The 12,782-nt window shown below is 64.2% G+C and carries 12 protein-coding genes; 4 read left to right on the plus strand and 8 right to left on the minus strand.

Going from position 1 to position 12,782, the window contains the following annotated elements; genetic code table 11:
- Positions 1–56 precede the first annotated feature (56 nt).
- A complete protein-coding gene (locus WEB29_01385) occupies positions 57–1,301 on the plus strand; it encodes a hypothetical protein (GenBank protein ID MEX2135599.1) in 1,245 nt (414 codons plus the stop codon).
- A gap of 29 nt (positions 1,302–1,330) precedes the next feature.
- Positions 1,331–3,241 (plus strand): DUF2075 domain-containing protein, encoded by a 1,911-nt coding sequence (locus WEB29_01390; GenBank protein MEX2135600.1) that lies wholly within the window; start codon positions 1,331–1,333, stop codon positions 3,239–3,241.
- A 15-nt stretch (positions 3,242–3,256) separates the two neighbouring features.
- Here the strand turns inward: WEB29_01390 and WEB29_01395 are convergent, their stop codons facing one another.
- Complete coding sequence (locus WEB29_01395; GenBank protein ID MEX2135601.1) at positions 3,257–3,730, minus strand: hypothetical protein; 474 nt, start codon at positions 3,728–3,730, stop codon at positions 3,257–3,259.
- Positions 3,731–3,970: 240 nt separating this feature from the next.
- Between WEB29_01395 and WEB29_01400 the strand changes: the two genes are divergently transcribed.
- Positions 3,971–4,258: a hypothetical protein gene (locus tag WEB29_01400; protein MEX2135602.1), complete on the plus strand. Its 288-nt coding sequence runs from the start codon at positions 3,971–3,973 to the stop codon at positions 4,256–4,258.
- A 329-nt stretch (positions 4,259–4,587) separates the two neighbouring features.
- On the opposite strand, the gene WEB29_01405 is transcribed toward WEB29_01400, so the two are convergent.
- The 3 genes from WEB29_01405 to WEB29_01415 are packed head-to-tail and all read right to left on the minus strand — an operon-like array spanning position 4,588 to position 6,788.
- Complete coding sequence (locus tag WEB29_01405) at positions 4,588–5,739, minus strand: hypothetical protein (protein ID MEX2135603.1); 1,152 nt, start codon at positions 5,737–5,739, stop codon at positions 4,588–4,590.
- A gap of 57 nt (positions 5,740–5,796) precedes the next feature.
- Positions 5,797–6,216 carry a hypothetical protein gene (locus tag WEB29_01410; GenBank protein ID MEX2135604.1) on the minus strand — a complete coding sequence of 140 codons (420 nt, stop codon included), beginning with the start codon at positions 6,214–6,216 and terminating at the stop codon, positions 5,797–5,799.
- Positions 6,213–6,788: a type II toxin-antitoxin system HicB family antitoxin gene (locus WEB29_01415; protein ID MEX2135605.1), complete on the minus strand. Its 576-nt coding sequence runs from the start codon at positions 6,786–6,788 to the stop codon at positions 6,213–6,215. Before WEB29_01415 ends, WEB29_01410 begins: the two co-directional genes overlap by 4 nt.
- A 574-nt stretch (positions 6,789–7,362) precedes the next feature.
- On the opposite strand from WEB29_01415, the gene WEB29_01420 reads away from it, so the two are divergent.
- Entirely contained in the window at positions 7,363–8,199 is an 837-nt protein-coding gene (locus WEB29_01420; GenBank protein ID MEX2135606.1) for a DMT family transporter, read from the plus strand.
- Positions 8,200–8,208: 9 nt separating this feature from the next.
- On the opposite strand, the gene WEB29_01425 is transcribed toward WEB29_01420, so the two are convergent.
- From WEB29_01425 to WEB29_01440, 4 genes are read right to left on the minus strand one after another with little or no spacing between them, the layout of a single operon-like run.
- Positions 8,209–9,210 (minus strand): transketolase C-terminal domain-containing protein, encoded by a 1,002-nt coding sequence (locus WEB29_01425; protein MEX2135607.1) that lies wholly within the window; start codon positions 9,208–9,210, stop codon positions 8,209–8,211.
- Positions 9,207–10,166 carry a thiamine pyrophosphate-dependent dehydrogenase E1 component subunit alpha gene (locus WEB29_01430; GenBank protein ID MEX2135608.1) on the minus strand — a complete coding sequence of 320 codons (960 nt, stop codon included), beginning with the start codon at positions 10,164–10,166 and terminating at the stop codon, positions 9,207–9,209. The genes WEB29_01425 and WEB29_01430 overlap by 4 nt, the downstream gene beginning before the upstream one ends.
- Positions 10,167–10,221: 55 nt before the next feature.
- Positions 10,222–11,799 (minus strand): APC family permease, encoded by a 1,578-nt coding sequence (locus WEB29_01435; protein MEX2135609.1) that lies wholly within the window; start codon positions 11,797–11,799, stop codon positions 10,222–10,224.
- A 17-nt stretch (positions 11,800–11,816) separates the two neighbouring features.
- Complete coding sequence (locus WEB29_01440; protein ID MEX2135610.1) at positions 11,817–12,761, minus strand: metallophosphoesterase; 945 nt, start codon at positions 12,759–12,761, stop codon at positions 11,817–11,819.
- Positions 12,762–12,782: the final 21 nt, after the last annotated feature.

Below are 12,782 nucleotides of genomic sequence, written 5' to 3' on the forward strand. Positions count from 1 at the left end.
GCGTCGAAGCTAAGGAGCGAAATGCCGCATCCGCCCTACTCGCTGTGCTATCGCACGTGGATGAGTTCGGGCGCAGTCTCCTTAAGCCGCTCGGCGCGCCCGCAGGAAGGATCGAGGCGTTCGTTGAGACGCAGATCAAGGCGGAGAACGGAAAGACGATCCGGCCGGACGGTTTGATCGGAGTTACGCGCGGCGGCAGAACGTGGTGGGCTCTCGTCGAGTGCAAGATCGGCGCCCAGCCACTAACCACTGAGCAGATGGAGATGTACCTCGATCTAGCTCGCTTCATCGGCATCGACGCGGTGCTTTCTATCTCGAATCAATTCACGTCGCGATCATCCGACTACCCGATCTCGATTGACAAGAAGAAGCTCAAGAAGGTGGCCCTTCATCATTGGTCTTGGGTGCGTGTATTGACCGAAGCCGAGGTCCAGAAGCAATTCCGCGGAGTTAACGACCCGGATCAGGCCTATCTTCTCGACGAGCTCATCCGCTACCTCTCGGACCCTCGGTCAGGAGTTGTCCAGTTCAACGACATGGGTCCCAGTTGGATCCGAGTGAAGGATGGAGCAAGGAATCGGACGTTGCGGAAGACGGATGAGGACGTCGGCACTGTCGCCAACCGGTGGGACGAACTCGTCCGTTTCCTGACCCTCCAAATGACCAAGGAGTTGGGGCGCGACGTACGTGAACTGCAGCGCCGAACCGAGACCTCGGCGGCTGCGCGTCATCAGGCCCTTCGCGAGTCGCTGGCGGACTCGGGCGAGCTCTACGCCGAGCTCAACATCCCCGACACAGCCGGGCCACTCGAGATCATTGCGGACCTCTCGGAACGGCAGATCCGTATCTCGACTGAACTGGCTGCTCCAAAGGAAGGCCAATCGCGGGGCCGCATTTCCTGGCTGCTCCGCCAACTCCAGAAGGCTCCCCCCGACCTGACCGTCGAAGCGCGAGTCTCACGTCTGTCGACGACTTTGATGGCCACTCTCTCCGACTTGCGTGAAGAACCTTCCGCGCTCCTTCCAGACCGAACGCGAGAAATCCGCGGCTTCCGGCTTACGCTCACTCGTGACCTGGGTATCAATCGCGCGGGTGGTCGGGGATCCTTCATCGAGAGCGTCTTGCTGACCGTCAAGAGTTACTACGGCGATGTGTTGCAGAAGCTCACGGCCTGGAAGCCCCGTGCGCCGAAACTCCGCACGCGTCCGATAGGGGAAGAGATCGTGGAGGTGCCGCCCGCGATCGCCGAGGGTCTCGAGGAGGCCGCCGAGCTGGATACGGAGCTCACGGGTCAAACGTGAAACTGTACTCGGGGACGTCCGAGCAGTTCATGACGGATGCACGGATGCATCGAATCGCCGAGAAGCTGCGGGTCGAGTACGTCAGTCAGATCGGTCACAAGCCCGGAGGCGCGGAGTTCGCCTCCTGGCAGAACAGTCTCGGCGCGCTGGCCATGCTGATAGGCCAAGCGGAGCTGAACGACCATGGAGTGATCCTTGAATACCAGCTCGGCAACACCAGCCGACGTCTGGACGCGATGCTCACCGGCCATGCAACCACGAGCGCCGAAAGCGCGGTAATCGTCGAGCTAAAGCAGTGGGGCGATACAGGACCTTCAAACGCGGACGGATGTGTCGAGACCCGGGTCGGAGGGCGAGTTAGACCGGTCCCCCACCCATCGGTGCAGGTTGGCCACTACGAACAGTGGCTCCTCGACAACCACACCGTCTTTTACGAGGACGGCGTAAATCTCGCCGGAGTGAGCTACCTCCACAACCTGCTCTTCGACCCTGACGAGGAGCTGTTCGCCCCGAAGCACGCCTCGTACCTGGCCACCAATCCGCTCTTCACTGGCGACCAGTCAGAAGACCTTGCTGGGTACCTCAACGAGCGCCTGTCCGAGGGCGACGGCATCTCGATCATGGCCAAGGTCCTCGAGTCTCGGTACAAGCCGAGCAGGAAGCTCCTCGAGCACACCGCCGAAATGGTCGCCGGCCAGCAGGAGTTCATCCTCCTGGACGAGCAATTCGTCGTCTTCGAGTCGGTGCTCACCGCCGCGCGACAAGGGTTCCACGACACGCACAAGCGGGTGATCCTGGTCAAGGGCGGACCGGGCACTGGCAAATCAGTGATCGCGCTGCACCTCGTCGGACGCTTGGCGAAGGAGGGCTTCAACGCCCAGCACGCTACCGGCAGTAAGGCGTTCACCGAGAACATGCGCCGAGTCGTCGGCTCGCGTGCTCGGGCGCTCTTCGCCTACTTCAACCAGTTCGGGAACGCAGCTCCGAACGACATCGACGTCTTGATCCTTGACGAGGCGCATCGGCTGCGAAAGACATCGGCGCACCGCTTCCAGCCAAAAGCACAGCGCACCGATCTAGCTCAGGTGGATGAGCTGGTGCGATCCGCGAAGACATCGGTCTTCTTCATCGACGACCTTCAGGCGGTTCGCCCCGACGAGGTCGGCAGCACCGACCTCATCAGCGAGACGGCCCACCGCGCCGGTGCCGAGATCCAGGAGTTCGAGCTCGAGACCCAGTTCCGGTGCGCAGGCTCCAAGGGCTTCGTCACCTGGGTCGACAACACGCTCGGCCTGGACGAGACCGCGAACCCCATCTGGGATGGCAGCGAAGGCTTCGACTTCCAGATCGTCGACTCGGTCGAGCAGCTGGATGCCATGATCCGATCGAAAGCCGATGAGGGCCACACCGCGCGCCTCGTCGCCGGCTTCTGCTGGCCCTGGTCCGATCCGCTCGACGACGGCACCCTGGTGCCCGATGTGAAGGTTGGCGCCTGGCAGATGCCGTGGAACGCCAAGTCCGATGCCGGCCGCCTGGCCGACGGCATCCCGCAGGAGCGCTTCTGGGCATCTGACCCCCGCGGCATCAACCAGGTCGGCTGCATCTACACGGCTCAGGGCTTCGAGTTCGACTACGTCGGCGTCATCTTCGGCACGGACCTCCGCTGGGATCCCGCCTCCGAATCATGGGTCGCAGATCCTGGCTCATCGCACGACTCGATGGTCAAGCGTGCCAAGGGCGACGAGTTCCTGGAACTCGTGAAGCGCACCTACCGCGTCCTTCTCACCCGCGGCATGAAGGGCTGCTACGTGTACTTCGAGGATGCGGCGACGCAACAAGGCGTTCAGAGCCGCTTCGATTTGGGAAGGCTACCAGTCGAAGGCGCGGACGCGGAGCCGCGACGCGACGGGGCACTCGAACCAATCGACGTCAGTGCTTAAGCACCCCGGGTCTAACTACCGGATGATCGTGGTTCCATTGCCGCAATAGATCTGGTCGTCACCGCCTGAGCCGTCGTAGATGCATAAGCCCCACCGGGCAGCGCCGACCGTAGTCGCGATGAATTCCACACTGTATTGCGCACTACCACCAGCAGGCACGCCAGGGAGGTCGGCGTAGTCGCCGAAGAACTCGCTGACGTCGCAGGTGGGCACACATCCAACAATATCTGCGTACTGATCAATATCGGAAAACTGCAGCTTGGTGCCCGGATTAGCAGCAGTGCCAGTGTTGGACAGTTCAATGTTTACGACGATCGATCCACCGACGGCGACCTCTGTCGTATAGGTAACTTCGTCCACGGACACTTCCGACGGCACAGAGGCGGGCTCTTCATCTGTGCTTCGGTTGCCTCCGTCGCCACCACCTCCCTCAGGGCTGCACGCCGCTGCCATCAAGGCAAGCGCAACCATCGCGGGCACAAGCTTCACGCTGGATTCCCTCCCTCAGGCCGCTATGCGGCCGCATGGATCGCAAGTTACACCCTGGAGGCAAGCCAATTGATCAGATGACAATTAGGCTCTCAGGCATGGCAAGGCCTACACCTCAACGGGTGCGTCAGGAGGCGCCCGGCCAAGTGCAAAGGAGGCGGGCCACGACCGTCAAAAGGCGAGTCCTCGCACCGTTGTGCCGGGCGTTATGCTGCTGTACATCCGGACAGGGGTGGAGCCATGATCCGCGACCTCAAGGGCACCATCCAGCGCGAAGGCGCCCAGATTGGGCTGTTCATCACCCTCGAAGAGCCCTCCAAGCCGATGCTGCTCGAGACCTCCACCGCCGGCGTCTACACCTCACCCGTCTCAGGCAAGGACTACCCGCGCATCCAGATCCTGAGCATCCGCCAGCTGCTCGAAGAGCACGCTAAGCCGATGCTGCCCCTGCTCCTGATGCCCACCTACCAGCAGGCCGAGCGTATCCCCGCCAAGCAGGCCGCGGAGCAAAGAGAATTCTTGGGCTAGCAGGCGTCCCCACGCGCCGAGCCTTGTGCTCTCGGGTGCAGAGCCTTGCGGCTGGCCGGAGAGATACCTAATATCAACCGTCCGAATGACCCGTGTAAGAGCCGACCACGCCGAGCCAGCAGCCGCGTCTGACGATCTTGGGCGCGCTGAACTGCGTCTCTCTGCAGGCACGAACTATGTCTACCGTTACCACCTCGCCCCACAGCCCAGCGTTGTGGCCGACCCAATCGGGACCCCGGCCGGCCAGACGGTTCCCATGGGCACAAGTCCCATCGGTGCTGGGTTATGGATTTCCCTCCCAACGAGCCCGCTCATCCGTCAGGAGCGGACTACGTAACAGATCGCCAATGAGCGCTCCGGACCGCAGCTTGAACTCCACTTATGGGTGCCTGCGCACGAAGCGCCTCCTGGACGGCCTGTTGCGCGGCTTGAAGTAGAGCCTGCTGCCCCTGTTGTAGCGCCGCCTGGAGCGCGGGTGGGAGTGTCTGTGGGTCGATTCCGGGCAACTGGAGATTCAGATTCAGCGACACATTCAACGTTGGCGGCATCTGGCGCTGCGCTCGGACGTTGAACCTTCCGCCGAACTCGCTGCCTGACTTTGTGGTCTCAAGCGCGGCGATGATGACATCTTCGTCGTAGGTATCGACCGACATCACAGCTGCCTCTGGGTCAATGGGCGATCGCAGCTGGAGATGATCCTCGTATTCGTTTAGCAGACCCCACATCAGGACATCAAGGTCATCGGCGGCTTCCTCAACCGGCAGACCGATATCCTTTGCCTCGCGACTGCCGATGGCATGACCGTGGGCATACACCCTCTCAGCCAACGTCTCCACGATAGTTGCCATTTCCTGCTCAGTCGGAGGGCTTGCTCGCGCTAACAGCAGTCGCCTGGCGACGTCGCGAATGTGCGAGTGGGTCCGGTAGGCATTCCCAAGACTGATCGCATCTATTCGCTCAAGGAGTTTCGTGAGGGCTGTCGAGAGGGCAGCCTGATCGGACAGCTTTCCTCGGTCCTGGACAAACCGGACATATGCCATCACGTCTTCAACATTGACCGTTTCCTGCACAAGCGAACTGCCTCCCCCCGGCAATTGGACCATCCGTTGAAGGTTCATGATCGGATCGATTGGGCCGAGTTCCCCTTGACGCCCCATCACGATTTGATCCGCGCCGAGCGCTAGCAACGTACCCGCACTGTTCGCCCGGAAGGGAATAAGAACCCGCCATTCGTCGGCCGCCTGACGCAGTGCCGTTGCTAGCCGCCACGGGACATCGATTGCTCCTCCCCGGCTGTAGAGGAACAGGTCCAAGCGTTTGACGTGACCAATCTCGCGCAGCAACTCGTACATCGGCCGAACGGCGTCGTCACCGATCTGCGCCGGAACTGGTTGGCGATCGCCGGTGACATAGCTAATCACCCGGCTGCCGCGCAGCCGTTCAATTCGTCGTAAGAGCTGCACGCGTTTGGCCCGTGCCATGTCCTTCGACTCCGAGTCGACCCCGTCGACTCCTCTCCTGGCCAACCCCAACAAGCGCTATCCCGGGGAGGACTGCACCTCCGTGCCTAGGATCTGGACCACGAACGGATACTCCGCCCGTTCCCCTTCGATCTCGACGATAAAGTGGTGAAGCCCGGCCTCCTTAAATGCCAATCCGCTGAGTACGAACTGAAAGTTCAGCTGGAGCGGGAGGTTCTCAATCATGTTTTCCCTGGACTCCATGGGTGCTGTGTCGTCGATCAGCACCTGAGATCCACTGGGAGTTGCGAGCGAGAGCTTGACGTGCTTCGCTCCCCTTTCGGCATGGTCCAGCTGCGCCGAGACGAGGACTGTCAATGCGACAGGGAACGGAAGGACTGGAGCGTTGATGACACGGACACCCATCCCAAGAACGTTTAACTTGCCGTCATTGCTCTGATTGGCGCTGTCAGCTACGAGCAGATAGGCAATTCTCATTGCTTCACCCCGAGCGCCATCGTCGAGTTCTGCATTACCTCTTGGTTTCCAAGAACGACTCCCGCGTTCGCCGGCAGGGTTCTCAAGGAGGCACCCACACGCCATTCGGCGCTGTAACCGCCGCCAAACATAATGAAACGACTCGCTTGCCTCGACTGGAGAAGGCTCCAGGAAAGGCGTGAGGCGATGTCCGCCCCTAGGCGAGCCCCAGTTACTTCCGCAAGGGCGGTCGCGCAGTAGGAATTGAGGCTCACCCCTTCGCCCGTGGCCTGACCAACGAGCCGAGCGTGAAGACCCTTTGGTAAGCGCAGCACAAATTTGCCGCTGTATTCGCCTACGCGGTTGGGCTCCGGAACGTCCTGGCCGCGAGCGTCCGCGGTCGCGATCCACAGGTCAATGACGTTGGGCAGGTCCGCCATGACCTCGTCAATGGATTCGCCAGTCGCCACACAACCCGGAAGCTGTGGAACGACGGCCGTCCACGTGCCGTCCACCTCGCGACGAACATCGAGGCGATATCCCCTCGTCGGGTCATTCGTTGTCGTCTTCATTTTCGTCATCGCCGCACTCATCGATGATCCTCAGCAATTCTGTTAGCTGGCCTATCCGTACGTGCCCCTTCTTGCACGTCATGGTGATGATCGGGGGGCAGTCGTCCCGGGCATAGGTCTCGTGGCTGCCGGACTCGCGAGCGAGCTCCCACCCAGCATCAGCGAGCAGCCGCCGAACATCTCGTCACTTCGCGTTGCCTTTGTTCCTCTTCAGCCGGTCGTGTTGGTCGCGCCAACTTGGTCGCGTCACTAGGCAGACCTTAGTACTGCATACGATACTACAGAGCGCAATAGTACTCGATTCGGTGGTTCCCGTGGCGGTTTCCAATGAAACACGAGAGCCGGACTTCCGTCCGGCTCTCGTACCGCTACGGCGTGCGTCTACGGCGTGCGTCTCAACTACAGCCGCTTGTGCTCCCGCAGTTGAGGCACTTGTAGCAGCTCCCGTTGCGGACCATGATCGAGCCGCAGTCCGAGCAGGCGGGGCTGTCCGCGGTATCGAAGATCACCGTCGGCTGCCCCTTCTCCAGCCGCTCCTCTCGGGCGGGGTCGCGCAATGAGCGCTTCGCCGGCACCCGCCACCGCACAATGAAGCATGCCCATCGGAGTCCTCGGCGTACTGCTCGCGGTTGCCTCCGCCATCGCGTTCGGGGGTGGGGACTTCCTTGGCGGCTCGGCAGCGAGGCGGAACGATGCCGTGCGCGTCGCGGCGGTGGTGCAAGCCGTGGGGTTGGGCGGGCTGTTCATCGTCGCCGTTGTGGTGGGCCAGGGACTGACCGCCGCTGCGCTTGCCTTCGGGGTCGTAGCCGGCGTTGGTGGTGGAGTGGGTCTGGCGGCCCTCTATTGGGCGTTGACCAGCGGAGCCATGGGCCTCGTCACAGGGCTGACTGGTGCGACGGCGTCGCTCGTGGCGCTGGGGGTGGACGCCGCCATCCGTGGGAATGTGCCGTCCCCCATCCAGTTGATCGGGGTGGCCTGTGCGCTGGTCGCCGCGTGGCTGGTCGCCAGCGTCAAGGGCAGCGCGGTCACCGTCGGATTCATCGGTGTTGCGCTGCTGGCAGGGTCAGCCTTTGGGATCTACTTCCTGCTGCTCGAGCGTGCGGCCGAGACGAGTCCGCTCTGGGGCCTGGTCGCGGCGCGGGCGGCGGGGACCGCCGTTTTGGTCGGGGCCATTGGCCTCCGCTGGGAAGGCTTTCGGCCCGATTGGCGACCCCTCGTCGGCGCCGGCGTGCTCGATGCCGGTGCCAGTGGCCTGATCGTTGCGGCATTGCTGGTGATCCCGGTTGGGTTGGCGGCGGCGGTCTCGAACGCAAACACTCCGCTGGTCACCATGGCCCTGGCGTGGCTGCTGCTGGGCGAGCGGATGCCGCGCAGCGGGCTCTTCGCCGTGGGGCTGGCCTGTGCCGGGATCGCGCTCATCGCGCTGGGTTAGCAGTGGCTCCTAGGCCACCAGTTCGCGCGCAACTCTCGCGATGGCAGCCACCGAGGGGATCACCTCGTCTTCCAGCGACTTTGCCGCCGGGATGGGGACGTCGGGCTCCGCCAAGCGGCGCAGTCCGCGCACCCCGCTGGGGCCGAGCGCTTCGACAGTCCGCGATACCAGCTCACCTGAAAGTCCGAAGCTCTGGTAGTCCTCGTCGACCACCAGCAGCCGCCCGGTGCGAGCCACGGACGCCACGACCGTCTCGTGGTCCAGCGGGACTACGGAGCGCAGGTCCACGATCTCCGCCTCGATCCCTTCGGCAGCGAGAATCCCGGCCGCTGCGAGGCTGCGCTCGACCATGGTCGACAGCGTGGCGATGGTCAGGTCGCCGCCCGGCCGCACGACTGCCGCCTGACCGATGGGCACGGTGTATCGGCCTTCGGGGATGGTCGTCCCAAGCGCGAAGTCGCTGATCTTCTCGAGATAGACGCCCTTGTGCTCGATGACCACCACCGGGTCGTCGTCCTCGATGGCTGCCGCCAGCATGCCGCGGTAGTCATACGGGTTGCTAGGGGCCACCACCTTGAGGCCAGGCAGGTGCGCGAGCATGCCCCACAACGTCTGGGAGTGCTGAGCCGCCACACCGATCGCGCCGCCCGCGGCCCGGATGGTGATCGGCATGGCGACCCTGCCACCGGACATGTACCGGTTCTTGGCGACCGCGTTGTAGATCTGCTCCAGGCAGACGCCGAAGAAGTCGGTGAACATGATCTCGACGATCGGCCGCCATCCGCTCATCGCGAGCCCCACTGCCATCCCCGTGAAGCCCATCTCGGAGATCGGCGTGTCGCGCACCCGCCACTCACCGAAGCGCCGGAAGAGCCGACGGCTGGCCCCGAACGTGCCACCCGAGTAGCCGACATCCTCACCGATGAGGAGCGTGCGCGGATCGCGCTCCATCTCCATCTCCATCGTCTGCGCGATCAGCTCGGACAGGTTCGCGTTGGCGCGCAGCGTCACGGCTCCGCCCTTGCGAAGACATCGGTGAGGGCATTGGCGGGGTCAGGCGCCGGTGCGGCTCGCACCGATTCCAGCAGGTCGGCCATCTCAATGGTGGCCTCGCGGAGGATGCGGTCCAGGCTCGACTCGTCCGCCTCGGCACGCTCGAGCAGCCGCGCCCTCGCGATCAGGATCGGGTCGCCGGTCGCCGCCATTTCCGCGTGGGCTGCTGGTGAGCGGTAGACGTCCGGATCCCCCTCGTAATGGCCGCGGAAGCGGTGGCAGGTTGCCTCCAGGAGCGCGGGTCCCGCCCCGCTTCGGGCATGTGCGACCGCCTCGTCGAAGGCGGCGGCGAAGGCCTCCACATCGATGCCGTTCACCCGTCGCCCCCAGGCGCCGTACGCGGCCGCCCGCCCGGCGATCCCCGGCGGTGCGATCACCTCCGAGGCCGGCACGGAGATCGCGTACTCGTTGTTCTCCACCAGCACCACCAGCGGCAGCGACCAGATGGCCGCCATGTTCAGCGTCTCGTGGAACTGGCCCGTGTTCGTTCCCCCATCGCCGGTGATGCCGATCGCGACGTCATCGGTCTCCTGCAGGCGGGCGGCGTATGCGTGGCCCAGCGCCACCGGTAGCGACGAGCCAACAATGCCGGTCGTCGAGAAGCGATGGTCCGGGTCGAACAGGTGCAGGTGGCCGCCCTTGCCGCCGGCCAGCCCGACCGCCTTCTCGTAGATCTCGGCCATAAGCGGGAAGAGAGGCACCCCCTTGGCGATGGCATGCAGGTGCGGGCGGTGATTGCTCACCATCCAGTCGTCTGGGCGCAGCGCGTCGACCATCCCCGCCGCGATGCCCTCCTGGCCCTGCGCCAGGTGCAGCTCGCCTCGCAGCTCGCCACTGCGGATCCCTTCCGCGCAGGCGTCTTCAAACGCCCGCATGCGAGCCATGAGCCGATAGCGGTCGAGCAGCGATGTCATCGGAGCTCCGTGGGGTCGGGCCTGGGGCCGGCGCACGCGCACCGGCCCCAGCACGTTACTCGATCGGGATCTCGCGGTAGCGCGCGGCGATATCCACGCCCTGCGAGCGACGGTACGCCACTGCCACGAAATACCAGACCAGTCCGGCCACGAACACGGCGACCGCACCGCCCACCATCACGCCCTGATCCAGCACGAAGACCTTGTCCTGGGTGAGCCGGTACGCCCCGAACAGGCTGAACACGCCGCCCACCAATCCGGCGATCGAAAGCACCGGGATCCCGGCCCAGCGCTTGGCGATGGGCGAGTTCTCGAACTTGTCGCGCCTGACGAACGGGAAGACCAGCGCCCAGAGACAGACGACACAGAAGCTCACCGCGAAGGCGAAGAAGCCCGACACGATCGTCAGCCAGTCGGTGAAGGCGTACATTGCCAGCACCGCCGTCCCGACCACCGCGCTGACCACGATCGCCCAGTGCGGCGAGTGATTGCGCTCGTTGACCTCAGCCACGGCTGCCGGAGCCATCCCGTCGATGCCCCAGGCCAGCAGGGTCCGGGTCGTGTACGGGAGGACGGTCCCGCCCACGAAGATGGCGATCGCAATCACCCAGACGCTCATCACCACCGACAGCAGGACATTGCCGCCGGCGATGGCGGTGAAGAACGGCACGAAGGGGGGCGCGTCCAGTGGCACGCCACCCGCCGAGGCGAGGACGAAGTCGTTCCCGAACGCGCCGCGGTACAGGAACATCAGCACGATGAATACGACTCCGGTCAGCACCTGCGAGCTGACGATCCCGACCACCATCCCGCGCTGCGCGTTCTTCACCTCACCGGCGAACGAGGTGGCGGTGATCGCGAACCAGATCGAGAAGGCGGGCCACAGGACGTAGTTGAGGGTCTGGCCCAGGTCAAAGGGAGCTGCCGGCAGGACGCCAGCGGCCTCTCCATCGGCCAGCACCTGGTCATACGCGCCGGCGCCGGCCAGCGCATCGAAGTTGGACTTGAAGTCGAGGGCGCCGATGGCCGCGAGGGCCAGCGCCACCACTGTCACGCCCAGGCTCCCGATCGCCAGCCAGGCGGCCCACTTCTGCCAGCGGAAGTAGACGGCCGCCCCTCGGTAGTGAAGCCACGACATGCTCACGATCATCGCGAGTCCAATCAGGAACAGGCCCCAACCGCTCCCCGTCCAGTTGGCGAAATCCAGCAGAGCCTGGCTCTCGGCCTGGACGGCGATGCCGGCCAGGGTGGGGCTGATCGCGAACTGGGCCAGGAATGCGCCGTTCAGGCCGAGATAGAACATCTGCCAGAACGCGAACGAGAAGCTCAGCATGAACCCAGCCGCTGGGTGCAGGGTCCGCGACAGGAAGACGTACTCGCCACCCGAGCGCGGATACATGCTGGCGAAGAGGGCGTAGCTGCCGCCGATCCCCGCCGCACCAACGATCGCGATCAGCGTCCCCAGCTCCATGGAGGCGCCGGGGTACGCGCCCCACACCGCGATGGTGAAGACGATGTATGACAGGGCGATGGTTGTGAAGCCGAAGAAGAAGACATCCGCTGTGCGCACCTGCCGAACCAGGCCTGAGCTGGCCCGTGTGAACACCCCCGGCGTGGTTGGAATTCCGGTCATCTGCTGCCTCTCCCTACCTAACCTGACACCAACGTGACATCGGTGAGCCTGCCGCCGTCGATCTGGACCAGCAGGCCATCCAGGATCCCCTCCGCGTACTGACTGCCGGGGTTCGCGATCGTCACCCCGTCGAGCTTCTTCACTCCTTTCGATTCGTGGATGTGACCGTGCAGGCCGATCAGCGGCCGGTAGCGCAGGATCGCGTCGCGCGTGGCGCTGCTGCCGACGTTGATCATTTCGACGCCCGTGGCGGTGAGCTGCGGTCGTAGTTCGGCGTCGAGCCGCGGTGCCAGATCGAGCCCGCTGCCAAGCGGCGGAACGTGGAGGCTGAAGACCGTGCGACCCGGGTCGCGGACCGTGGCCGCCACCTCGTCGATGCGCGCCCCCAGCTCCTCCTCCGAGACGTCGCGCGGGCAGGCCCACGGGGTCGGATTGCCCCAGCCGATGCCCATGATCTGCAGGTCGTCATCCAGGTCGATCACCTTGCCGTTGGGATCCTCGATGAGGCTCGAGGCGGCCAGCAGGTCGTCCACCTCGAGGATGTCGTCGTTGGCGCCCGAGACGAAGACCCGCACGCCGCTGCCGCTCAACTTCGTCTCCGCCTCGTCGATCCACTCCTGCACGCGTTCCAGCGCGAGCCGGCGAAAGAGCTCGTCGATGCTCTGCTGATCCGCACCTTGAGCATCGACCTCGTCCTGGGTGCCCTCGAAGACGTATTGCCCAGCATCTGCGATCCAGGTCCTGAGCCGATCCAGCTCATCCCTCGTCTCCGCCGTCCGAGCCACCCCCATGAAGGTCGCGGTTCGCTTGCCACCGGCTCCCTCGACGATCGGGACCACGAACTTCCCGGTGATGTCACCCCCGACGATAATGTGGTCCGCCCCGTACACCGACGCGGTATTCAGGAACTTCTTCCAGCATTTCCGAGATGCATGGATATCCGAGCAGAAGTAGATGCGCACCCTCGTCCGTTCCGCACCGCG

The organism is Chloroflexota bacterium, from assembly GCA_040902225.1.
Classification (GTDB): domain Bacteria; phylum Chloroflexota; class Limnocylindria; order QHBO01; family QHBO01; genus CF-167.